24 protein-coding genes are annotated in these 21,638 nt (G+C 73.1%); 9 read left to right on the top strand and 15 right to left on the bottom strand.

Annotated elements, in window-relative coordinates:
• Positions 1-58 precede the first annotated feature (58 nt).
• On the top strand, positions 59-1,144 hold the full coding sequence (locus tag O7626_RS06305; protein ID WP_278060162.1) for a CAP domain-containing protein: 1,086 nt from the start codon (positions 59-61) through the stop codon (positions 1,142-1,144).
• Positions 1,145-1,262: 118 nt separating this feature from the next.
• Entirely contained in the window at positions 1,263-2,087 is an 825-nt protein-coding gene (locus O7626_RS06300) for an endo alpha-1,4 polygalactosaminidase (RefSeq protein WP_278060160.1), read from the top strand.
• A gap of 25 nt (positions 2,088-2,112) precedes the next feature.
• Here the strand turns inward: O7626_RS06300 and mutM are convergent, their stop codons facing one another.
• The 8 genes from mutM to rsmD form a co-directional block, all read right to left on the bottom strand.
• On the bottom strand, positions 2,113-2,973 hold the full coding sequence (mutM, locus tag O7626_RS06295) for a bifunctional DNA-formamidopyrimidine glycosylase/DNA-(apurinic or apyrimidinic site) lyase (RefSeq protein WP_278060158.1): 861 nt from the start codon (positions 2,971-2,973) through the stop codon (positions 2,113-2,115).
• Positions 2,974-2,986: 13 nt separating this feature from the next.
• Positions 2,987-3,853 carry a ribonuclease III gene (gene rnc, locus O7626_RS06290; protein ID WP_278060156.1) on the bottom strand — a complete coding sequence of 289 codons (867 nt, stop codon included), beginning with the start codon at positions 3,851-3,853 and terminating at the stop codon, positions 2,987-2,989.
• A gap of 208 nt (positions 3,854-4,061) precedes the next feature.
• Positions 4,062-5,042 carry a phosphate acyltransferase PlsX gene (locus O7626_RS06285; RefSeq protein WP_278066073.1) on the bottom strand — a complete coding sequence of 327 codons (981 nt, stop codon included), beginning with the start codon at positions 5,040-5,042 and terminating at the stop codon, positions 4,062-4,064.
• Positions 5,043-5,159: 117 nt separating this feature from the next.
• Positions 5,160-5,333 (bottom strand): 50S ribosomal protein L32, encoded by a 174-nt coding sequence (gene rpmF / locus O7626_RS06280; RefSeq protein ID WP_089254967.1) that lies wholly within the window; start codon positions 5,331-5,333, stop codon positions 5,160-5,162.
• 8 nt (positions 5,334-5,341) lie between these two features.
• Positions 5,342-5,905: a YceD family protein gene (locus O7626_RS06275; RefSeq protein ID WP_278060151.1), complete on the bottom strand. Its 564-nt coding sequence runs from the start codon at positions 5,903-5,905 to the stop codon at positions 5,342-5,344.
• A 212-nt stretch (positions 5,906-6,117) separates the two neighbouring features.
• Positions 6,118-6,615 (bottom strand): hypothetical protein, encoded by a 498-nt coding sequence (locus O7626_RS06270; protein ID WP_278060149.1) that lies wholly within the window; start codon positions 6,613-6,615, stop codon positions 6,118-6,120.
• 263 nt (positions 6,616-6,878) lie between these two features.
• Complete coding sequence (gene coaD / locus O7626_RS06265) at positions 6,879-7,364, bottom strand: pantetheine-phosphate adenylyltransferase (protein ID WP_278060147.1); 486 nt, start codon at positions 7,362-7,364, stop codon at positions 6,879-6,881.
• The gene (rsmD, locus tag O7626_RS06260; RefSeq protein ID WP_278060145.1) at positions 7,361-7,942 is read right to left on the bottom strand and encodes a 16S rRNA (guanine(966)-N(2))-methyltransferase RsmD; all 582 of its coding nucleotides are present in this window, start codon (positions 7,940-7,942) and stop codon (positions 7,361-7,363) included. Before rsmD ends, coaD begins: the two co-directional genes overlap by 4 nt.
• A 514-nt stretch (positions 7,943-8,456) precedes the next feature.
• Here rsmD and O7626_RS06255 point away from each other — a divergent pair.
• On the top strand, positions 8,457-10,013 hold the full coding sequence (locus tag O7626_RS06255) for a cell wall anchor protein (RefSeq protein ID WP_278060143.1): 1,557 nt from the start codon (positions 8,457-8,459) through the stop codon (positions 10,011-10,013).
• A 118-nt stretch (positions 10,014-10,131) separates the two neighbouring features.
• Here the strand turns inward: O7626_RS06255 and recG are convergent, their stop codons facing one another.
• Both recG and O7626_RS06245 read right to left on the bottom strand, forming a co-directional pair.
• Entirely contained in the window at positions 10,132-12,408 is a 2,277-nt protein-coding gene (recG, locus tag O7626_RS06250; protein WP_278060141.1) for an ATP-dependent DNA helicase RecG, read from the bottom strand.
• Positions 12,409-12,458: 50 nt separating this feature from the next.
• Positions 12,459-14,093 carry a DAK2 domain-containing protein gene (locus tag O7626_RS06245; RefSeq protein WP_278060139.1) on the bottom strand — a complete coding sequence of 545 codons (1,635 nt, stop codon included), beginning with the start codon at positions 14,091-14,093 and terminating at the stop codon, positions 12,459-12,461.
• A 189-nt stretch (positions 14,094-14,282) separates the two neighbouring features.
• Between O7626_RS06245 and rpmB the strand changes: the two genes are divergently transcribed.
• Positions 14,283-14,474 (top strand): 50S ribosomal protein L28, encoded by a 192-nt coding sequence (gene rpmB, locus O7626_RS06240; RefSeq protein WP_278060137.1) that lies wholly within the window; start codon positions 14,283-14,285, stop codon positions 14,472-14,474.
• 107 nt (positions 14,475-14,581) lie between these two features.
• Here rpmB and O7626_RS06235 read toward each other — a convergent pair whose 3' ends face one another.
• The 3 genes from O7626_RS06235 to O7626_RS06225 all read right to left on the bottom strand — a co-directional run bounded on the left by O7626_RS06235 (position 14,582) and on the right by O7626_RS06225 (position 16,205).
• Positions 14,582-15,052, bottom strand: coding sequence for a GNAT family N-acetyltransferase (locus O7626_RS06235; RefSeq protein WP_278060135.1), 471 nt, complete (start codon positions 15,050-15,052; stop codon positions 14,582-14,584).
• Positions 15,053-15,141: 89 nt separating this feature from the next.
• Positions 15,142-16,080 (bottom strand): thiamine-phosphate kinase, encoded by a 939-nt coding sequence (locus O7626_RS06230; RefSeq protein WP_278060132.1) that lies wholly within the window; start codon positions 16,078-16,080, stop codon positions 15,142-15,144.
• Positions 16,077-16,205, bottom strand: a complete 129-nt coding sequence (locus O7626_RS06225) for a hypothetical protein (protein ID WP_278060130.1) — start codon at positions 16,203-16,205, stop codon at positions 16,077-16,079. The genes O7626_RS06230 and O7626_RS06225 overlap by 4 nt, the downstream gene beginning before the upstream one ends.
• A 90-nt stretch (positions 16,206-16,295) precedes the next feature.
• Here O7626_RS06225 and O7626_RS06220 point away from each other — a divergent pair, with 90 nt between their 5' ends.
• Together O7626_RS06220 and O7626_RS06215 are read left to right on the top strand one after the other, a co-directional pair.
• Complete coding sequence (locus tag O7626_RS06220; protein WP_101370271.1) at positions 16,296-16,529, top strand: Lrp/AsnC ligand binding domain-containing protein; 234 nt, start codon at positions 16,296-16,298, stop codon at positions 16,527-16,529.
• Complete coding sequence (locus tag O7626_RS06215; protein WP_278060124.1) at positions 16,530-17,129, top strand: DUF3515 family protein; 600 nt, start codon at positions 16,530-16,532, stop codon at positions 17,127-17,129.
• Between the two features lie 76 nt (positions 17,130-17,205).
• Here O7626_RS06215 and O7626_RS06210 read toward each other — a convergent pair whose 3' ends face one another.
• Positions 17,206-18,300 (bottom strand): D-alanine--D-alanine ligase family protein, encoded by a 1,095-nt coding sequence (locus O7626_RS06210; RefSeq protein ID WP_278060122.1) that lies wholly within the window; start codon positions 18,298-18,300, stop codon positions 17,206-17,208.
• A 337-nt stretch (positions 18,301-18,637) separates the two neighbouring features.
• On the opposite strand from O7626_RS06210, the gene O7626_RS06205 reads away from it, so the two are divergent.
• Positions 18,638-19,933 (top strand): ATP-binding protein, encoded by a 1,296-nt coding sequence (locus tag O7626_RS06205; RefSeq protein WP_278060119.1) that lies wholly within the window; start codon positions 18,638-18,640, stop codon positions 19,931-19,933.
• Between the two features lie 62 nt (positions 19,934-19,995).
• Here the strand turns inward: O7626_RS06205 and O7626_RS06200 are convergent, their stop codons facing one another.
• Complete coding sequence (locus tag O7626_RS06200) at positions 19,996-20,217, bottom strand: hypothetical protein (protein WP_278066072.1); 222 nt, start codon at positions 20,215-20,217, stop codon at positions 19,996-19,998.
• 256 nt (positions 20,218-20,473) lie between these two features.
• Here O7626_RS06200 and O7626_RS06195 point away from each other — a divergent pair, with 256 nt between their 5' ends.
• The gene (locus tag O7626_RS06195; protein ID WP_278060118.1) at positions 20,474-21,319 is read left to right on the top strand and encodes a helix-turn-helix transcriptional regulator; all 846 of its coding nucleotides are present in this window, start codon (positions 20,474-20,476) and stop codon (positions 21,317-21,319) included.
• Position 21,320: 1 nt separating this feature from the next.
• Positions 21,321-21,545 carry a DUF397 domain-containing protein gene (locus tag O7626_RS06190; RefSeq protein WP_278060116.1) on the top strand — a complete coding sequence of 75 codons (225 nt, stop codon included), beginning with the start codon at positions 21,321-21,323 and terminating at the stop codon, positions 21,543-21,545.
• Positions 21,546-21,638 lie beyond the last annotated feature (93 nt).

Here is a 21,638-nt window from a genome sequence, read left to right as displayed (position 1 = left end):
CGTCCGCACGGTCAGCGACCAGGCGATAACCGTGAATCGGTAGCAACGGAGGCGCAGCGTGCAGGGGTGGAACGAGCAGACCGACTGGGAGGACGGCAGCGACTGGAGCGGCCGGCCCGACAACGGTGCTGCCTACCCGGCCGACCGCGCCGGTCATCCGGACGACCCGGCAGGCCCGGCCCGGCAGCCCGGCCCAGCCGGCGAGGGTCGCGATCCCGACCACGACTGGCTGGACGAGCCGGTCGGGCGGCGGCAGCAGGCCGCGGCCCGCTGGGCGGACGAGCCGGCGGACCTCGGCGCGTTCGAGCTGAGCCGGGAGGCCGACGGCGACGCCGGCCGCCGGTCACGGTCCGGCGCCCGCCACCCGGCCGGCGGGCGAGCCGACCGGGGCGGTGCCGGCCGGCACCGCCGGCCGACCCCGCTGCGCGGCCCGGTGGGCCTGGGCGTCGCGGTGACCGCACTGCTCGGCGTCCTCGGCGTCGGCGCGGCAATGCTGCCGCCGAGCCTCGCCGACGCGCCGACCGGCAACCGGGGCGGCCAGCCGGCGGTCGACGCGGCCGGTCCCGAGGAGCCGATCGAACCGACGACGGACCCGGCCACCGCCACCAGCCAGCCGACCGCGACGCCGACCGCGACCGCCACCCGGCCGGCTCCGAAACCGAAAGTCACCACCACGGCGCCGAAGCCGCCCCGGACGACCAGCCCGGCCGCCCGGCGCACACCGGCCCGGTCGTCCGGGTCCGGGGCGAGCACCGCCGGGAGCAGCCAGGAGGCGCAGGTACTCGCGATCGTCAACCGCGAGCGCTCCGACGCCGGCTGCGGTGCGGTGGTGCTCAACGGCGACCTGACCGAGGCGGCCCGGCTGCACAGCCAGGACCAGGGCGAGCACACCAACATGTCGCACACCGGCAGCGACGGCAGCGACTTCGTGGAACGCGCCCGGCGGGCCGGCTACGACCGGCCGATCGGGGAGAACGTCGCGATGGGTTATGCGAACGCCGCCGCCGTGATGGACGGCTGGATGAACAGCTCCGGACACCGGGCCAACATCCTCAACTGCGACGCCAGGGCGATGGGCGTCGGGGTGGCCACCGGGGCCGACGGCCGGCTCTACTGGACCCAGGTGTTCGGCTCCGTCGCCTGACCAGCGGCGCCGGCGTACCGCCGCCGGGCACTTCCGCGCGCCGCCGTGCCCGGCGTACGGGCTGGCTCGTTGGCCGGTACGAGGGGGTGCGCGGGCGTGTTCAGCGCTGCGGAATGAGGTGTCCGGGCTGCGCCGGGGCGTCGGACTGTTCCTCGCGGTCGCGCTGCTGCTGCCGACCGGAGGATGCCGCCCGCTGCTGGACCGGTCCGCCCCGGTGCCGCCCTGGCCCGGCGGTCCGACCCCGAGCTGGCAGTGGCAGCTCACCGGCCGGCTCGACCCGACGGTCGACGCCCAGGTGTACGTGCTCGACGGCTTCGACACCACGCTGGAGACCGCCCGGCGGCTCCGGGCCGACGGGCGGCGGCTGGTCTGCCACGTGGAGGTCGGGATCTTCCTGGAGACCCGCTCCGACGCGGGAAGGTTCCCGGCCGGCGTCCTCGGCGCACCGGCCCGGGCACCCGGCCAGCCGTCCCGTACGCCACGCGGCCGGTGGCTCGACGTCCGGCAGTGGTCGGCCCTGGCACCGGTACTCGCCGACCGGTTCCGGCTCTGCCGGGGCAAGGGTTTCGTCGGCGTACTGCCGGTGGGGATGGACGGCTACGCGCACCGCTCCGGATTTCCGCTGACCTTCGACGACCAGCTCGGGTTCAACCGGCGGGTCGCCGGCCTCGCCGGGCAGACCGGACTCGCCGTGGGGCTGACGAACGACATCGACCAGGTACTGGCGCTGGAGCCGTACTTCGACTTCGCGGTCAACGAGGAGTGCGTACGGCGTACCGAGTGTGGCCGGCTGGTGCCGTTCACCGAGGCCGGCAAGCCGGTGTTCCACGTCGAGTACCAGGGGTCCACCGACGAGTTCTGCGGCACGTCGGTCGGGTACGGCCTCACCTCGATCCGCAAGGACCGCGACCTCGGGGTACGCCGGGACGTCTGCCCGCCGTAACGACCCGCCCGCCCGGCCGGGGACGTCAGCGGGCCGGGCGGGCGGCCCGGGGCCGGGGCTGGCAGCGGGGACAGCTGAACGACGACCGGTTCATGAACGCCTCGCGGCGGATCGGCGTACCGCAGCGCCGGCAGGGCAGGCCCTCCCGGCCGTACACGTTCAGTTCGCGGTCGAAATAGCCGCTCTCGCCGTTGACGTTGACGTAGAGCGCGTCGAAGCTGGTGCCGCCCTGCTGGATCGCCTCGCCGAGCACGTCCCGGACGTGGCCGAGCAGCCGGGTGACCGCCGGGCCGGTCAGCGCCTCGGTCGGCCGGGCGCCGTGCAGGCCGGCCCGCCACAGCGCCTCGTCGGCGTAGATGTTGCCGACCCCCGAGATCAGGGTCTGGTCGAGCAACGCCCGCTTCACCTCGGTACGCCGTCGCCGGGTCGCGACCACGAACCCGGCGTCGGAGAACTCCGGGTCCATCGGGTCCCGGGCGATGTGCGCGATCTCGCCGGGCAGGGTGGCGCCGCCTTCCGAGACCGCCAGGCCGCCGAAGGTGCGCTGGTCGACGAAACGCAGGTCGGTGCCGCCGTCGTCGAAGGTGAACCGGATCCGCAGGTGGGTCTCGTCGGCCGCCTCGGTCGGCCGGACCAGCAGTTGCCCGGACATCCCGAGGTGCCCGACGATCGCGTCGCCGCTGTCCAGCGGCAGCCACAGGTACTTGCCGCGCCGCCGGGCGTCGGTGATCGTCCGCCCGGCCAGGACCGCGGCGAAGTGCCCGGCTCCGGGCAGGTGCCGGCGTACGGCGCGCGGATGGCGTACCTCGACGGCCGCGATCCGCCGGTTCGTGACCCAGCGGGACAGCCCTTCCCGGACCGTCTCCACCTCGGGCAGCTCAGGCATGTGCCACCTTCGTTCAGTTGGCGGCCGGGTCGCCGGCCGTACCCGCACCCTCGACCGCGAGCCCCGGGTCGTCGGCTGCCAGCGTCGTGTCGTCGGTGGCCGGGCCGGCGGCCGGATCGGCGGCGATGCCCGCACCGGCGACCGCGGCCGGGCCGGCGGTGGGCTCGTCCTGCTGCTCGGAGAGGGTCCGCCAGGCGGCCTCGGCGGCCCGCTGCTCGGCTTCCTTCTTGCTGCGACCGTCGGCGCCGCCGTACTTGCGCCCGGCCACCACCACCCAGGCGGTGAAGGTCTTGGCGTGGTCCGGCCCGGCCTCGTCGATCCGGTACTCCGGGACACCCAGCCCGAGCGCGGCGGTCAGCTCCTGGAGGCTGGTCTTCCAGTCCAGCGCAGCTCCCCGGCCCGCCGACTCGGCCATCAGCGGGTCGAAGAGCCGGTGGATGACGATGGCGACGGTGTCCAGCCCGTACTGGAGGTAGATCGCGCCGAGCAGCGCCTCCAGGGTGTCGGCGAGGATGCTCGCCTTGTCCCGCCCTCCGGTGCTCTCCTCGCCCTTGCCGAGCAGCAGGTACGGCCCGAGCCCGGCCGGCCCGAGCCGCCGGGCGACGTCGGCCAGCGCCCGCATGTTCACCACGCTGGCCCGCAACTTGGCCAGCTGCCCCTCCGGCAGGTCCGGGTGGTTGTGGAACAGGGCGGTGGTGATCACCACGCCCAGCACCGAGTCGCCGAGGAACTCCAGCCGCTCGTTGGTCGGCAGGCCGCCGTTCTCGTATGCGAACGACCGGTGGGTGAGGGCCCGCTCCAGCAGGTCGGGGTCCATGGCGACGCCGAACGCCGCCTCAAGGTGCGTGATCGGCGGCCGCCGCCGCTTGTCCTTGGTCATGCCGTCTCCTCGCTTCGCCCGCCGCCACGACCCGGGCGGCTGGGCTGGCTGATTCGCTCGGCGCGCTCGCGCACGCCGTCTGGCCCGCCGTACCGGTCTCCCCCGCCCCACCGGTGCACGTGCCGCATCCGGCCCCGGGGCCGGCTGGTCCGGCCCCCCGGCCGGCTGGTCAGTTCGCTGTCGGCGGCGGATCGCCCTGCCGGCCCGTTCACGCGGTCACCTCCGTGTCGGTGGCCCGGCCGGCGGTCGCGGTGAACTCGGCGAGCAGCGCGGACACCGCCGGGATGGTCCGGCGGCGGTACAGGTGGGCGGCGAGTGCGATACCGGAGGCGACGTCGTCGTCCCGGGCCGCACCGTGGCAGACCACCACGGCACCGGCCACCCCGAGCAGGGCGGCGGCCCGGGGCGCTCCGCCGCGCTCGGGCGGGCCGCCGGCCATCGCGTACGCGCCCTCGATCCCCTTCAGCAGGACGTTCCCGGTGAACCCGTCGGTGACGACGACGTCGGCGCGGCGGCCGTTCGACACGTCGTACCCCTCGACCAGGCCGACGTAGCCGGCACCGGCCGGCATGGCCTGCCCGGCGAGCACCGGGTCGGCGGCCCGGCGGATCCGGTCCCCCTTGCCCGGCTCGGTACCGATCGAGAGCAGCCCGACCCGGGGCTCCGACACCCCGTGGGTGACCGCGGCATAGGCCGCACCGAGTACGGCGTGCCGGGCCAGGGTGGCCGGTCGGGCCTCCAGGGAGCCGCCGACGTCGAGCAGTACGACCGGGCCGTCCAGGGCGGGCACGGTGGCGACCAGCGCCGGACGGCGTACGCCGGGCCAGCGGCCGAAGCCGAGTACCGCGGCGGTGACGGTCGCACCGGTGGCGCCGGCCGAGAGCACCGCGTCGGCGGCGCCGGAGACGACCGCCGCCACCGCGGCCTGGATGGTGTTGTCGGTGCGGACGACGGCAGCGGGGTCATCGTTCGTGGCGGCCACGTCGCGGACCGGCCGCACGGCTACCCGGTCCCGATCGGCCGGGCTGAGCACGGCGATCAGCCCGTCGGCCACCTCGGCGGGGCCGACGAGCAGAAGGCGCAGGTCGGGATCGGCGCGGAGCGCCCGCAGAGCGCCGTCAACCACGACGGCGGGAGCATCGTCCCCGCCGAGGAGGTCGACGGCGATCCGCACGGTGCCCGGCTCCACGGGAACGCCGGCCGTAGTTGGTCGGTCGGCGTCGGCGGGAGCCGGTGCACCGGGCAGTCGCCAGGGCGGGTGCGCCGCCGGACCGGAGGTCGGTGGCGTCACTCGAGTTCCAGCGGGTCAGACCTCGATGACCTGGCGGCCGTTGTAGGTGCCGCAGACGCTGCAGGCCGCGTGCGGCAGCTTCGGCGACTTGCACTGCGGGCAGGCCACGGTCGCGACCGCCGTGGTCTTCCACTGCGCCCGGCGGGACCGGGTGTTGCTGCGCGACATCTTGCGCTTGGGGACGGCCACGGTTCTTCCTACTCCTCTTGACGGGTCAGTTGCGACAGGCCCGCCCAGCGCGGGTCGACCTGCTGGTGGCTGTGCTCAGCCGGCAGCTCGTCCCAGTGCACCCCACACTCGGGGCACAGTCCTGGGCAGTCCTCCCGGCACACCGGGTTGGTCGGCAGTGCGAGCACCACCGCGTCCCGCAGTGCCGGCTCCAGGTCGATCAGATCGCCCTGCATCCGGCCCACCTCGTCCTCGTCGGTCGTCTCGTCCGTGGTGCTGTGCTCGTAGGCGTACAGCTCCTGGATCGGGACGGTCAACGAGTCCGTGATCGGGCGCAGGCAACGGCCGCACTCGCCCTCGATCGGACCGGTCACGGTCCCCGAGACGAGTACGCCCTCGGACACCGACTCGAGTCTCAGGTCGAGACTCAGGTCCGCGCCCTCCGGCACGCCGATCAGCTCCACACCGAGGTCCGCCGGTGCCGCCACCGTCCGACTGACCGCACGCAGCACTCCAGATCGGCGCGGCAGGTCCCTCGTGTCGAGGACCAGCGGCGACCTGGGGTTGAGGTGGGTCGGCAGATGCTTGGGCATAGTCAGACTCCGGCCTGTGCGTGGCCGACGAAACAGGTTACCTGAGCAGCGGGCTTAGCGTCGAACCGGGGCGAGCCCGGCGGGCCCGCCGAGGCCGGTACCGACCTACCCCGACCCACCCCTGGGCGTCCCGCCCGTCGCTGAGCCGTGCCGGGTTGCGGCGCCGGCGTGCGGGGTTGCGGCGGCCGGGCCGCCGTTTGCGGACACCGCGCTCAGAACGGCAGCGGGCGCTCGTTCTCCTCCCCCACGAAGGTGCCGATCTCGCGCAGCGCGTGCATCTTGTCCCGCCCCCGCTCGATGGAGGCGAGCGCCCGGGTCAGGAACTGCTCGAAGTTGGCCAGCGCGGTGTCGACGTAGTCGTCGACCTCCTCGCGCAGCCGCTGTGCCTCGGCCCGGGCCTCCGCGATGATCCGGGCACCCTCGTGCTCGGCGGAGACGGTGATCTCGTTCACCGAGACCAGCCGGGCGTGTTCCGCCTCGCCCTCGCTGATGATCCGGTCCGCCTCGCGCTTGCCGGCGTCCATGATCTTGTCGCGCTCTTCGAGCAGCGCCGCCGCCCGGCGCAGTTCGACAGGCAGCTCGACGCGCAGTTCCTCGAGGGCGCCGATCATCTCGGCGCGGTCGACCATGGCGTTGTTGCGGGACATCGGGACGGATCGCGCCGTCTCCACAATGCCGATGATCTCGTCTATGCGATCGAGCGGGTCCACCGGTACCTCACTCCCGTCGTTGCTTCGGTCGACATACATGATGGGGTGTCGGACCGGATTACTGCTCAACCAATGATGCGGTGCGGTCCGTACCCGGCCGCTGATCGACCCGGGACCGGCGCGTCGCCGGGGGTCCGGAGCTGGACCGCGGCGCCGGCCGCCCCCGGCTCCGGCGGCCGCGTCCTGCGGCGCGGTGGCCGGGCGATGTCCCGCGGCGCGGTGGCCGCGGGTCGCCACTCGACGGGGCGGCCGGGTGGGTGCGGTCAGGAGCCGGGACGGACGAGTCGCTCGCGCAGCCGCTCGCGGACCACGTCCGGCACGTGCGGCGAGACGTCGCCGCCCCACTTCGCCACGTCCTTGACCAGGCTCGACGAGAGGAACGAGTGCAGCGGGCTGGTGGGCATGAAGAGGGTCTCGACGCCGGCCAGCCCGATGTTCATCTGGGCCATCTGCAACTCGTAGTCGAAGTCGCTGACCGCACGCAGCCCGCGCACCACGACGCCGGCCTGCTGGGCCCGGCAGAAGTCGACGAGCAGGCCCTGGAACGCCTCCACCCGGACGTTGCCGTAGGAGCCGGTCACCTCGCGGAGCATGTCGATCCGCTCGTCGACGGTGAACAGCCCGCGCTTGGACTCGTTGATCAGCACGCCGACGATCACCTCGTCGAAGAGCCGGCTCGCCCGGCCGATGATGTCGAGGTGACCGTTGGTGACCGGATCGAAGGAGCCGGGACAGACCGCACGTCTCACGATCGGCGACCGTACCAAAGAGTGGTCTCGCCGTACCGGCGGCTGCGCTGCGCAGTGATCCCCTGCACCCAGTCCACCGCCGGAGTCCGACTGGACCGCTCGATCACCAGCAGGGCGTCCGGGGCCAGCCAGCCCTGGTCGCGCAGCGCGGCCTGGACCACCGCCAGCTCCGCATCGGGTACGGCGTACGGCGGGTCGGCGAAGACCACGTCGTACGGCCCACCCTCGGGCGGGGTGCCGAGCACCTGGGCCACCCTGCCGGTGACCAGCCGGGCGGTGCCGTCGGTCGGGCCGTCCCGGCTCGGGCGCAGCGCGGCGAGGTTCTCCCGGATGGTCCGGGCGGCCCTGGCGTCGGACTCGACAAGCAGCACGTGGGCGGCTCCCCGGGACAGCGCCTCCAGCCCGACCGCCCCGGATCCGGCGTAGAGGTCGAGGAAGCGGGCACCGGCCAGTTCGGTGCTCGCCTCGATCGCGCTGAACAGCGCCTCCCGGACCCGGTCACTGGTCGGCCGGGTACGCCCACCGGGCGGCGCGGCGATCCGGCGACCACCGAGCACTCCCGCCACGATCCGGGTCATCCCGGCACCCCCGGCATGGACGTCTCCCGCATGACAGCGACGCTACGCGACCCGCCGCCCGCGCCGGTTCACCAGACGGCAACCGTGCCGGTCCACCACGTGGCAACCGCGCTGGTCCACCACCCGGCAACCGTGCCGGGTCACCACGTGGCGGCCACGAAAACCTTCGGGCGCGCGGCGACACCCTTCAGCCGGGCGGCGACAGCTGACCGATCATCGACAGCGGCTTTCCGATCATCGGCACCGGACGAACGGGCACGCCGTGCGCACCGAGGGAGATAGCTTCACTACCCCTCGTACATCAATCATCTCAAATTCACAACATCATCGTTAGAGGACCCTGAAGGGTGTTCCTGTACCACCGCAATCGCTAAGGTCGTGCGCTGTGCCGGCTGCGTCCTGCCGGCCTACGACGTCGGGGAGGCAGTTCTCGCAGGTCGAGCGCCACCCCCAACGGCGCCCCTGTTCGTCACCCCACGTCGTACCCTGACGCCCTCATCTCCCAGGAGCACGCGTGATCCGTCCTAAGCTGCCGCTCCGGCGGCCGCTCGCCATCATCGGGGCCGTGGTCATCGGCCTCGGCGCGGCACTGTCCGTGGCCGCCCCAGCGAGCGCCCATCATCCTGAGATCAAGGGCACGGTGGTGTGCCCGCCGGGGTCCAACGAAAAGGTCATCACCTGGACCATCTCGCACAGCGAGCGGGACAAGACCGCCACCATCCTCGGCATCACGAGCACCCCCGACACGGACGTGACGACCGCCGAGGGCAAGGTGCTCGCCAGGATCGGCCAGGACGGCAACGCCGACACCGCGCAGCCGGTGCTGCGGAAGAAGGGCAAGGACGGCGACTCGATCACCGTCGAGCAGAAGGTTCCCGGCACCACGACCGGCTTCGCCAAGATGCGGATGTCGATGAAGTGGAGCAAGGACGGCAAGACCGTCCTGGAGCTGACCACCAACGACAGTCAGGACGGCAAGGTCAACCTCGGCAACAAGACCTGTGGCGAGCAGCCGCCGGTCTGTGTGGACGCGGCCAAGGCCCAGTTCAAGCACACGTTCGACGGTCCTGGCGGCAAGGCCACGGTCGAGCTGGAGGGCAACCTGCCGCTCTGCGGTGAGGGATCGCAGCCCTTCACCCTGGTCTCCTACTTCGCCCCGCGCCCGCAGTTCGACGTACCGCAGTACCTCTTCGCGCAGGACACCGACGTCATCAAGGCCGGCACCACGAAGATCGATCTTCAGGTCGAGGTGCCGGACTGCAACACCCAGGTCGACCTGATCTGGGGCGACGAGTCCGAGATCATCAAGGAGATCGTCGAGGGCGGCGCGCGCTACGGCAACAAGAAGCTCGGCAGCCCGGGTGCGCCCGGCAACCGGTCCAAGGGTCCGGCCGGTTGGTACAACGGCGGCACCAAGGCCTGCCAGCAGCCCGCCGCCGACTTCGTGTCGAGCTGTGACGGCAGCGTCGCGGTCAAGCTGAGCAACGACGGAAAGACCAGCAAGTACCCGGTCGAGTTCACCATCACCGCCGGTGAGTGGGTCAAGAAGGTCAAGGTCGAGGCCGGCGCGGGTGACACCGTCGAGGTGCCGGCCGAGCACGCCGCCGAGATCGTCGTCACCGCCGACGGCTTCGAGACCAAGAAGGGCGGCTGGCAGCGTCCGGAGGACTGCGAGCTGCCGGAGGTCCTGGTCCACGCCGACTGCGAGACCTACGCCGTCGGGGTGCTGAACCCGGAGGGCAACACCCCGCTCAAGGCCGAGGTGACCTACGCGGGTGAGACCAAGACCGTGTCGGTGCCCGCGGGCAACAAGGAGCCGGTCGTCGTGACCTTCGAGGCGGGCGACGCCACCACCGCGACGATCGTCTTCCCCGAGCTCGACCTGGAGCCGCTGGAGGCGACCTTCGAGAAGCCGGCCAACTGCGGTGGCGGTGGCGGTGGCGAGGAGCCCGGCCTGCCGGTGACGGGTGCGGCCGCTGGCGGCATCGCCGCGGGCGCCCTGGCCCTGCTCGGACTCGGCGTGTTCCTGTTCATCATGGCCCGCCGCCGTCGGGTGACCTTCACCGCCTGAGCGCGAAACCGCGACCAGGCAGTTCAGCACACGACTGAGTGACAGCGAGGGCGCGTCGACCGGAAACGGTCGGCGCGCCCTCGGCGTTTCAGATCACCGGACCCGGTCGGCTTCCGGGTCAGCCCTTTTCCAGGTACTCGGCGCGTTCCTCGTCCACCAGGGCCGCCACCGAGGCGGCCAGTGCCGGATGCCGGTCCAGCTCCGGGTCCTCCTCCACCAGGGCGATCGCCTCGACCCGGGCGTCCCGGATCAGCTCCGTGTCGCGCAGCAGCGACAACAGCCGCAGGTGCGAGCGTCGCCCCGACTGGGTGGCACCGAGTACGTCGCCTTCGCGCCGCTGTTCCAGGTCGAGTTCGGCCAGCCGGAAACCGTCGGTGGTGGAGGCGACCGCGTCCAGCCGCTCCCGAGCCGGCGTACCCTCGACGGCCTCGGTGACCAGCAGGCAGAGACCGGCGGCCGAACCCCGGCCGACCCGGCCGCGCAACTGGTGCAGTTGGGAGACGCCGAACCGGTCCGCGTCGAGCACGACCATCACGGTCGCGTTCGGTACGTCGACACCGACCTCGATCACAGTGGTCGCCACCAGCACGTCCAGCTCGCCGGCCGCGAAGGTCCGCATCACCGAGTCCTTCTCGTCGGCCGGCAACCGCCCGTGCAGTACGCCGATCCGCAGGCCGTGCAGTGGACCCTCGGCGAGCAGCGGTGCCACCTCGGCCACCGCCAGCGGGGGGCGCCGACCGTCCTCGCCGACCGCGCCGACCTCCTCGGCGGTCGCCGCCTGGTCGCCGATCCGCGGGCAGACCACGTACGCCTGGTGCCCGGCGGCCACCTCCTCGCGCAGCCGTCGCCAGGCCCGGTCCAGGTACGCCGGCTTCTCCGCCGCCGGTACGACGTGCGAGGCGATCGGCGACCGGCCGCGCGGCAACTGGGAGAGGGTGGAGATCTCCAGGTCGCCGTAGACGGTCATCGCCACGGTGCGCGGGATCGGCGTCGCGGTCATCACCAGCACGTGCGGCGGCTGCTCGGCCTTGGCCCGCAGCGCGTCCCGCTGCTCGACCCCGAACCGGTGCTGCTCGTCCACCACCACCAGCCCGAGGTCGGCGAAGTCGACTCCCTCGTAGAGCAGGGCGTGGGTGCCGACGACGATGCCGGCCTCCCCGGCCGCGACGGTCTCCAGTGCCCTGCGCCGGGCCGCCGCGCCGAGCGAGCCGGTGACCAGGGCCAGCCGGGTGCCCTCCGGGTCGCCGTCCAGCTCGCCGGCCCGGCCGAGCGGGCCGAGCAGGTCGAGCATGCCCCGGTAGTGCTGTGCGGCGAGTACCTCGGTCGGGGCCAGCAGCGCCGCCTGGCCGCCCGCGTCGACCACCTGGAGCATCGCGCGCAGCGCGCAGACGGTCTTGCCGGAGCCGACCTCGCCCTGGAGCAGCCGGTGCATCGGGTGCGCGGTACCCAGGTCGGCCGCGACCTCCTCGCCGACCCGGCGCTGCCCGTCGGTCAGCTCGTACGGCAGCCGCCCGTCGAACGCGGTGAGCAGCCCGCCCTCGCGGTGCGGCCGGGGCCGGGCCGGCCAGGCCGCCGCCCGGTACTTGCGCTGCACCAGGGTCAGTTGCAGGGCGAACGCCTCGTCCCACTTCAACCGGTGCCGGGCCCGGTACAGTTCCTCCTTGCTCGCCGGCCGGTGGATCTCGCGCAGTGCGGTGGCCAGCCCGACCAGGTTGCGGGTGGCCCGCAGCGTCCCCGGCAGCGGGTCGTCCGGCGGCGCGACCGTGTCCAGGACCACCCGGACACAGCGGGCGATCACCCAGGTCGGCACCGCCGCGGCGGCCGGGTAGACCGGGATCAGCGCCCCGGCGAACTCCTCGATCTCCTCGCCCAGCTCACCGCCGCCGCCCGGCTGGCCACCGTGGCCGCTGCCACCGCTGCCGTCGCCGCCACCGCTGCCGTCACCGAGCAGGACGTACTCCGGGCCGTTGAGCTGCCGTTTGCCCCGGAACTCGGTGACCTTGCCGGCGAACATCCCCCACCGGCCGGGCCTGAGGTCCCGCTCCCGCCACACCTGGTTGCCGAAGAAGGTGAGCGTGAGTACGCCGCCGGAGCCGTCCCCGACGGTCACCTCCAGCAGGTTTCCCCGGCGCTGGCGCATCGGCCGGACCGCCGTCCGCTGCACCTGGCCGAGCACGGTGACCTGCTCGCCGACCTCCAGGGAACGGATGTCGGTGTGCTCGCCCCGCTCGTCGTAGCGGCGGGGGAAGTGGTAGAGCAGGTCGCCGGCCGTCTCCAGCCCGAGGTGGCCGGCCAGCGCCTTCGCCGTCTTCTCCCCGACCAGCTTGCGCAGCGGCGTCTCCAGCCCGACCGGCGTCGCCGCCGTCGCGGCCGAGGTCGGTTCGTTCGCTGTCATCGGCCCTCCACGAGCGCTGTCATCGGAGTCACCCGCTTTCCCCGGCGGGGTCACTCGACGCCCACCAGCAGGGGATAGAACGGCTGCCCGCCCGAGTAGTGGTGCACCTCGACGAAGGGCCAGCGGCGGGCGATGTGGGCCCGGAGCACCTCGGCCAGCTCGTCCGGGGCGTCGGCGCCGAGCAGCAGGGTGACCAGTTCGCCGCCGCCGCCGAGCATCCGGTCGAGCAGCGCGGCGCAGGTCTGCACCAGGTCGCCGCCGATCAGGTGCACCTCGCCGTCCACCAGCCCCAGCACGTCGCCCGGCTGGCAGCGGCCGGCGACGGTCAGCGCCTCCCGGCCGGCGTGGCAGACCTCGGCGTACCGGCATGCGCCGGCCGCCTCGGCCATCGCGATCACGTCGTCGGCGAACCGGCGGGCCGGGTCCCGGACGGCGAGCGCGGCCAGCGCCTGCACCGGGGAGCGGGTCGGCACCACGCTGACCGAGATCCCGAGCCGCTGCGCCTCCTCGGCCGCGATCCGGGCCACCGCCTGGGTGTTCGGGTCGTTCGGCAGCACCACCACCCGGGACGCGCCGGTGGACCGGACCGCCGCGAGCAGCTCGCCGGCCGACGGGTTGCCGTCCAGTACGGTCGCGCCCTCCGCCTCGAAGATCGCCGCCAGGCCGGGCCCGGACGCCACCACCACCGCCGCACGCTCCGGCGCTTCCGCCCCGGCCGGCTCCGCCGGGGTTGCCCCGGGGAGATGGTCCTCGAACCGGGTGACCGTGATCTGGTACGGCCGGCCGGCCAGCACACCGGCCTCGATCGCCGCACCGACGTCGTTGACGTGCACGTGCACGTTCCAGGTCGACCTGCCGGACGGGTCCGCCTCGTCCCCGACCACCACCAGCGAGTCGCCCAGCCGGGCCAGTTCGGCGCGCAGCCGGCGTACCGCCGCGAGGTCGGCGTCGAGCAGGAACTGCACCTCGTAGGCGTACTCGGACGAGCCGGTCTCCCGGGCCGCCGCCAGCGGCCGGCGCGGCGGTGCGGGAGTGGCGCCGGGCCGGTCCGGGGCGGCGCCGGTGACCACCTCGACCAGCGCGTCCAGCAGGACGCAGAGCCCGCGCCCACCGGCGTCCACCACGCCGGCCCGGGCCAGCGCCGGCAACTGCTCCGGGGTACGCGCCAACGCCTCGTCGGCGGCGGTCGCGGCGGCCCGGGTCACCGCCGCCAGATCGTCGGTGTCGGCCCGTTCGGCGGCGGTCGCCGCGGCGTCGACGACGCTGAGCACGGTCCCCTCCACCTGCTCGGCCACCGCGCCGTAGGCCGCCGTGCTGGCCACCCGCAGCGCCGCCGCGAGGGCCCGGCCCCGGACCTCGGGGGTCTCGCCGAGCGCGTCGGCCAGGCCGCGCAGGATCTGCGAGACGATCACGCCCGAGTTGCCGCGGGCCCCGAGCAGCGCGCCCCGGGCCAGCAGCCGGAGCACCCGGGCGTGCGCCGGCCGGTGGTGGCTGCCCGGATCCTCCCGCTCCATCCGGAGTGCCTGCGCGGCGGAGCTCATCGTGAGCACCAGGTTGGTGCCGGTGTCGCCGTCGGGAACCGGATAGACGTTCAGCTGGTTGATCTCGTCCTGGTGCCGCTTGAGCGCGGCCAGCCCACCCGCACACCACCGGTGCAGGGCCGCGGCGTCGAGGGTCTCCAGCACGGCGAGAAGCCTACTGGCGTACCCTGACGCCCCGCTGGCACCGCTGCCGGTCGCGCCGCCGCGCCGGCTGCCCGGCCGGGACGGGCGGAGCCGATTCGCCGGGCGGGCAGGCCATCGGGTACCCTGGCCAGGTTGCCCGGCCAGCACCCTGCCGGCGACCTGACGACGATCAATTCCCAGGAGTATCCCGTGGCTAGCGTGTGCGACATCTGTGGCAAGGGGCCGGGCTTCGGCCACAACGTGTCCCACTCGCACCGGCGGACCAACCGTCGCTGGAACCCGAACATCCAGTCGGTGCGGACCCCGGCGGGTGGCGGCACGACCCGCAAGCTCAAGGTCTGCACCTCGTGCATCAAGGCGGGCAAGGTCACCCGCGCCTGAGCCTGGTAACCGAAGCACGGCCTGGGCAACCGCAAGCACGGAAAGCCGCCGGAGCACGTCGCTCCGGCGGCTTTCGCCGTGCTCAGGGTTGACGGCTTTCGGCGTGCTCAGAGGGTACGGCCGAAGGAGAGCACTCCGGGCGCGTCGCGGTAGTAGCCGAAGTCCGGGATCCGCTGGTAGCCGCTGCTCTCGTAGAGGGCGATCGCCTCGGGCTGCCGGTCGCCGCACTCCAGGATCAGCCGGCTTCGCCCGTGCTTCCGGGCGGAGTCCTCGACCGCCGAGAGCACCCGCCGGGCGACACCGCGACCGCGAGCCTCCGCAGCGACGTACATCCGCTTGAGTTCGGCCACCTCGCCGGTGTCGCCGTGGGTGCGCCACCCCGCGCAGCCGACCGGCACCTCGGCCAGGTACGCCACCAGGAACGCCCCGGCGGGCGGGCAGAACTCGCTCGCCGCCACCGGAGTCTCGTCGCCCTCGTCGCCGCCGTACCGCCGCGCCAGGTCGGCCAGCGCGGAGACGATCAACTGCTGCGCGACCGGGGAGTCGTAGGGAACGACCCGGATGTCCAGCTCAATCACGCGGTGAAGGGTACGACCCCGCACCCGCCCCCCTTACCGACCACCCCTCGGACCCGACCGGGCGCGGGCCGGGTCCCGAACCGGGCCGGTCAGCGGAAGTGCTCCCAGCCGCCCGAGCCCTTGTACGCCCGCCCGTCCACGGTCACCCCGGCCCCGTGCACCACGTGACCGATCAGCCGGAAGCCGCCCGGCAGCGGCTGGTCCTCCGGGAACGTCGCCACCAGCGCGTGGTCGTCACCACCGCCGAGCACCCAGGCCAGCGGGTCCACCCCGAGCGCGTGTGCCGCGTCCCGCATCTGCTCCGGCACCTCGAACGCGCCGCCGAGCAGGTCGATGCCGACCCGGCTGGCCGTCGCCACGTGCCCGAGGTCGTTGAGCAGCCCGTCCGAGACGTCGATCATGGCGGTGGCACCGAACCGGGCCGCCGCCGGACCGGCCGGATACGGCACCTCCGGCCGCCGGTACGCCTCGACCAGTACCTTCGGGGTGCGGAACCCGCGGGACAGCACGGTGTAGCCGGCGGCGGCGTAGCCGAGCCGGCCGGCGAGCGCCACGACGTCGCCGGCCCGCGCCCCGCCGCGCAGCACCGGGGGCTGGCCGTTGAGGTCGCCGAGGGCGGTCACCGCGATGGTCAGGGTGGGACTGGCCGACATGTCCCCGCCGACCACGCTCGCCCCGACCCGGGCCGCCTCCGCCGCCAGACCGTCGGCCAGCTCCTCCGCCCACCGCACCTCCAGGTCGGGCGGCATGCAGAGCGCGACGAGCAGCGCGGTCGGCACCGCACCCATCGCCGCCACGTCGGCCAGGTTCGCCGCCGCCGCCCGGTGCCCGATGTCCACCGCACCCGCCCAGTCCCGGCGGAAGTGCCGCCCCTCGACGAGTACGTCGGTGGAGGCCACCACCCGGCCGTCGGGGGCGTGCACCAGCGCCGCGTCGTCGCCGGGGCCGAGCAGCGTGGCGTGTCCGGTGCCGAGCCGGGCGGTCACCCGGGCGATCAGCCCGAACTCGCCGGCCCGCGCGACGCTCACACCGACCTCCGGGCGGGCTCGGCGGCCGGGGCGGCCAGGTTCGTCTCCGGTCCGGGTCGCCGGTCTCCGGGTACCTCCGGACCCGGCACGGCACCCGCGCCGGGTCGGCCGCTTCGATCGCTCATCGTGTCTCCTCCGACCACCGATCGGGATCCGACCTGCTCCGTACGGTATTTTCACGGTCTAGCCGCTCGGCGGCGGACGGGAGGCGGGTAGTGGTCCAGGCGTACATCCTCATCCAGACCGAGGTCGGAAGGGCACGTGACGTGGCCGCGCACATCTCGGATATTCCCGGAGTCGTCCGCGTCGACGCCGTCACCGGCCCGTACGACGTGGTCGTGCTGACCGAGGCACACACCGTCGACGAGCTGGGCAAGATGATCGTCAGCAAGGTGCAGCTGGTGCCCGGCATCACCCGTACGCTCACCTGCTCCGTGGTCCGGTTGTAGGTGACCCGGAGCACCAGGTCCGACCGGCCGGACGCGCCGGACCGGACCACCCGCCAGGCGGCGCTCTGGGCGACGGTGGTCGCCCTGCCGTTGACGGCGCTCGTCGCGGTACTGGTCTTCGGCCAGCTCAATCCCGATCCGGTGCGGCCGCCCGCCCCGACGCCGACCTCGGCGGCACCGCAGCCCGGCACGCCGGTGCGGATGGCCGCGCCCGCACTGGCCGAGCGGCCGGCCACGGTCTGCCGCGCCCTGCTGTCCCGGCTGCCCGCCACCCTCCGCAGCGCCGGCCAGCGCCCGGTCAGCGCCGGTCCGGAGCAGAACGCCGCGTGGGGCGACCCGGCCGTGACCGTCGCCTGCGGGGTGGCCGTGCCGGACGTGCCGGACGTACCCGACCTGTGGGTGGTGAACAAGGTCTGCTGGCTCGCCGAGCACCGGGACGGCGGGCTGGTGTTGACCACTGTGGACCGTGAGGTGCCGGTCCGGCTCAGCGTGCCGGCCGGGCAGGAGCAGACGGTGCAGTGGGCGGCTCCGGTCTCGGAGTCCCTGGTCGCCTCGGTGCCGTCGGTGCCGGAGATACCGGGCGGCTGCGCCGAGGGCTGACGGGCACCGGCCCGCGCAGAACGCTCGGGCCGGGACCCGACGGACCACCCCCGGACGGGCGGCGGGCAGACGACTGTCAATGCAGACCGGTGCCTCGACGCAGCGCGGTCCGGATCAGCCGGTTGACCAGTTTGGGGTACTCCAGCCCGGTCGCCGCCCACATCTGCGGGAACATCGAGGTGGGCGTGAACCCGGGCATGGTGTTGATCTCGTTGAGATAGACGTCCAACTCCGGCGTGACGAAGAAGTCGACCCGGGCCAGCCCGGCGCAGTCCAGCGCGGTGAACGTACGGCAGGCGTACTCCTGCACCTGCCTGGTCACCCGGTCCGGCAGGACGGCCGGGATGTCGAAGTCGCTGGCGTCGAGGTACTTCGCCTCGAAGTCGTAGAACTCGTGCTCGGCCACCCGGATCTCGGCCAGCAGCGACGCCTCCGGGCCGCCACCCGCCTCGGCCTCCAGCACCCCGCACTCGATCTCCCGGCCGATGATCGCCGCCTCGACCAGCACCTTCGGGTCGATCTGCCGGGCCAGCGCGACCGCGTCGTCGAGATCCGCCCAGTCGGAGACCTTCGTGATCCCGACCGACGAACCCGCCCGGGACGGCTTGACGAAGACCGGCAGCCCGAGCCGTTCCTTGTCCTCCTCGGTCAGGCTGACCCCGCTGCGCAGCACCACGTACGGCCCGACCGGGATGCCCTCGGCGACCGCCAGCTTCTTGGTGAACTCCTTGTCCATGGCCGCCGCCGAGGCGAAGACGTTCGCACCGACGTACGGGATGCCGGCCATCTCCAGCAGCCCCTGGATGGTGCCGTCCTCGCCGTACGCGCCGTGCAGGGCCGGGAAGACGACGTCGACGCCGGCGAGTGCCTGGGGACCCTGTGCGGGGTCCAGCACCATCAGGCCGTCCCCGGTCGGGTCGGCCGGCAGCACCACGGTGGAGCCGGCCGCCGCGGTGATCTCCGGCAGTTGCCGGTCGGTGATGGCGAACCGGGCCGGGTCGCCGTCGGTGAGCACCCACTGGCCGGCCCGGGTGATCCCCACCGGCACGACGTCGTACTCGTCCGGGTCGAGGGCGCCGAGGATGCTGCCGGCGCTGACGCAGGAGATCGCGTGCTCCGTGCTGCGACCGCCGAAGACGATGGCCACGCGGGTCTTGCCTGGGGTGGTCACTCCGGTCACCTTTCGTTTCGCGTCACCGCTGATCGTTCGCGTCACGAGAGCTGATCGAGCGGGTCGAGGCGGTGCGCCGATTCGAGCCGGTTCGCCCCGGTCGAGCCGTCCGATCCGATCGGCCCCGCCGGCACTGCTCGTACGCTCACCGGGTGACCCTACTCTGCGTGGCCAAGTCCCGGGTCCACACCCCTTTTCACCCCCGGCAAACCTCCACCGGAGTGAGCGTGTCGAGCACAGCGGGTAACCGGTGATCTACCGGCGCCGGAGATGCCGCCGAGACCGAAGTTGCAGGTGTGTCGCCGCGGCCGCCCAGGGGGTCTAGGCTGCTCGTCTTGTGAGTTCCGATTCCGTCATCGACAGCCTGACCGCGGCGGTCAACGCGCATCCGGAGGACGTCCCGCTCCGGCTCCACCTGGCCGGGCTGCTTCTCGACTCCGGCCGTCCCGCCGAGGCGATCGCGCACGCCGGGCAGGCGCTGGCCCGGAACCCGGCCGATCCGCAGGCGCAGGCCCTGATGCAGCGGGCCCTCGGCGGTGGCGCCCCCGCCCCCGGTGCGCCCGCACCACCCGCCCCGGACACCGCCCCCGACGCGCCCGCCCCCGACGCGACGCGGCCGGCGCCGCCACGCGCCCCCGGCCGGCCCGGCGACGACCCGCTCGCCGCCTACGAGCAGGAACTCGCCGACGTGGTGCCGCCGCGCTTCTCGCCGGCCGGCGACGAGCCCGAGCCGGTGACCGGGGAAGCCGACCGGATGTTCGACGTCGAGGTCTCCACAGTGCGGCTCGGCGACGTCGGCGGGATGACCGAGGTCAAGGAGCGGCTCGAACTGGCCTTCCTCGGCCCGCTGCGCAATCCCGAGTTGCGCAGGCTCTACGGCAAGAGCCTGCGCGGCGGCCTGATGCTGTACGGCCCGCCGGGTTGCGGCAAGACGTTCCTGGCGAAGGCGATCGCCGGTGAGATGGGGGCGAAGTTCATCTCGTTGTCCATCGTGGACGTGCTGGACATGTGGATCGGCAACTCCGAACGGAACCTGCACGAGCTGTTCCAGACCGCCCGGCGGAGCGCACCGTGCGTGCTCTTCCTGGACGAGGTCGACGCGCTCGGGCACAAGCGTTCCAAGGTCACCTCCAGCGGGATGCGGACGATCGGCAACCAGCTGCTCGCCGAACTCGACGGCGTGGAGGGGAACAACGAGGGCGTCTTCGTGCTCGCCGCCACCAACACCCCGTGGGACGTCGACCCGGCACTGCGCCGGCCCGGCCGGCTCGACCGGGTGGTCCTGGTCCTCCCGCCGGACGCGCCGGCCCGTTCCTCCATCCTGGAGTACCACCTGCGGGACCGGCCGATCGCGAACATCGACGTACGCCGGATCGTCGCCGCCACCGACGACTTCTCCGGTGCCGACCTGGCCCACCTGTGTGAGTCGGCCGCCGAGTACGCGATGGCCGACTCGATCCGGCGCGGCGAGGTACGGATGATCGAGCAGCGCGACTTCGACCGGGCGCTGAAGGACGTGCGCCCCTCCACGAAGCCGTGGTTCGCCACCGCCCGCAACGTGGCGATGTTCGCCAACGAGGGCGGCATGTACGACGACCTGGTCGGTTACCTGAAGCGGCGGAAACTGCTCTGACGGCGGCCGGGGCCGGCATCGCCGCCGGGCACCCCGGCCGACCCCGCCAGCCGGTCAGCCGGTCAGCCGGTCAGGGAGCGTCGCCGGCCGATCGCGAGCACCTTGACCCGCTGCCGTCCGGCCCGCACCATGCCGAGTGCCGCGAACGCGGTGGCGATCCGGTCGGCCGCCTCCCGGCTGGTGGCACCGACGACCTGGCGGCGCCGTTCCGGCTCGATCCGCTCGTCCCGGCCCTGGTTGCCCAACGGCCGTACGTCGGTGAGCACCACGAGGAACCGGGTCACCGCGACCGCTCCGGCCAGCACGGGGTCATCTGTCACCTCCAGGTCCGCGTTGCCGGCGGGAGGGACACGGCGATCGGGTACGGGAAGGTCCGATCGCCGTGCGCCTCATTCCCCTTCGGTCACCCACAGCCACCGTCGACACGACCACCGGCGGTGAGGACGTGATGACAGATTGCCAGTTGTGAACGCGTGAATGCAACTCTCACGTAGCTTCTCTCATGCACACATTCCCGATTACATGTGACAGGATCGATGCATGGCTCCGAAGTCGTTCCGCGCCCGCCGTCTCGGCATCGCGCTGCGCCATGCCCGGGAGGCGGCCGGCCTCACCCTCGAACAGGCGGCCGACGAGATCAACAGCACCCGCAGTACGCTCTCCCGCTACGAGAACGCGCAGACGATGGTCAGCCCGGCCTCGGTACGCGCCCTGCTCACCCTCTACCGGCGGCCGGAGAGCGAGCTGGAGGAGATGGTGCGGCTCGCCAAGGAGGCCCGTAAGCCAGGCTGGTGGGTCTCGTACTCGTACATCCTGGACCGCCGGACGATCGACTTCATCGCCGTCGAGGCCGAGGCCACCGCGATCGCCAACTTCGAGCCCTCGGTCGTCCCGGGTCTGCTCCAGACCACGGAGTACATCAGGGCGATCATGCGCGGCGGCCCGCACACCCTCGGTGACGAGGAGGTGGAGCAGCGGGTGCAGATCCGGATCGGCCGGCAGGAACGGCTGAAGGAGACGAACCCGCCGATCTTCGACGCCATCGTCGACGAAGGCGCGCTACTGCGCCCGGTCGGCGGCGAGGCGGTGATGGCGGCCCAGCTGAGGAGCCTGCTCAAGATGTCCGAGCTGCCGAACGTGACCATCCAGGTCATCCCGCTGAAGGCCGGTTACCACCGGGGCACCCGTGGTTCGCTGCACATCCTCGAGTTCGCCGACCCGGAGGACCCGATCCTCGCCTCGGTGGAGACGGTCGCCGGTCAACTGATCCTCGACCGGCCGGACGACCTGCGGACCTGCTCGAAGATCATGGAACACCTGCGCGCAGTGGCGCTGAGTCCGGCGGAAAGCCGCGACACCATCTACCGCCTCCTGAAAGGACTGTGAGATGTCACCGGAGACGACCGACCTGCTCGGCAGGGCCCCCTGGCGCAAGAGCAGCCACAGTGGAGACCAGGGCGCCTGTGTCGAGTTCGCCCTGGTCGCCGGGGCCACCGACGACGCGGTGGCCGTCCGCGACTCCAAGGACACCACCGGACCGGTGCTGCTCTTCGCGCCGGCCGCCTGGACCGCATTCACCACCGCGCTGCCCACCTCCCCCACTCTCCCCTGACCTCGGGGGAGGCGGCGGTCACCGGGCTGCGTCCCCCCGGCACGGCTCGGTCCGCCCAGCTCCGGTGCCCCACGCCCCCTGTCCGCCGGTCCG

The sequence above is a fragment of the Micromonospora sp. WMMD1102 genome (assembly GCF_029626265.1).
Classification (GTDB): Bacteria; Actinomycetota; Actinomycetes; order Mycobacteriales; family Micromonosporaceae; genus Plantactinospora.
This window is presented reverse-complemented; position numbering and strand designations above follow the sequence as displayed.